At 63.4% G+C, this 560-nt stretch carries 1 protein-coding gene; it reads right to left on the bottom strand.

All coding sequences use genetic code 11. The features are described 5' to 3' along the window. Positions 1-84: 84 nt before the first annotated feature. The coding region (locus DC522_RS34010; protein ID WP_245444795.1) for a LysR substrate-binding domain-containing protein at positions 85-560 on the bottom strand (476 nt) is incomplete at its 5' end.

Raw genomic sequence — 560 nt, 5'->3', positions numbered from 1 at the left:
CGATGTGGTTCTTGATCTGGCGAACAGCGAAGCCGCGCTCTCCAAGGCGTTGCTGCGCCTGATCAATGGCGACCTGCAGCCTCGTTAATTGTTCTCGCGTGGGATGAGGCGCTGCGCATAGCGTCTCACGACCGCGACGAAAGCCTGTGTGGCCGGTGATACGGACCGCCCGGTGGCGTGGATCATGGCCACCTCGCGCGCGATGTTGGGATCGATCAGCGGTTTGCCGACCACCTTGCGGTGACGCGCTGCTGCCAAGGCGTAGGCCGGGAGCACCGCCACCCCCAATCCCGCCTCGACGAGCGCCAGGGCGGTTGTCACCTGGCTGACCTCGAAAGCTGGCTTCAGCGGTATCTCGCTTGTTTCGAAACCGATTTCGACCAGCAGGCGAATGCCGCTGTCGCGCGTCAGCGTGATCAACGGCTGATCCGCCAGATCGCGCCATCTGGCCGTGTCTGCATTCGCAAATATGGAGCGGTCATCGCAAAACAGCATCAGGCTGTCGCGTACCAGGGCGACGCGCTCGATGCCGTCTTCGGCCGGAGAGAAGGTTCCCAGCC

Origin of the sequence: Microvirga sp. KLBC 81, from assembly GCF_003075415.1 — a bacterium.
GTDB lineage: Bacteria > Pseudomonadota > Alphaproteobacteria > Rhizobiales > Beijerinckiaceae > Microvirga.
This window is presented reverse-complemented; position numbering and strand designations above follow the sequence as displayed.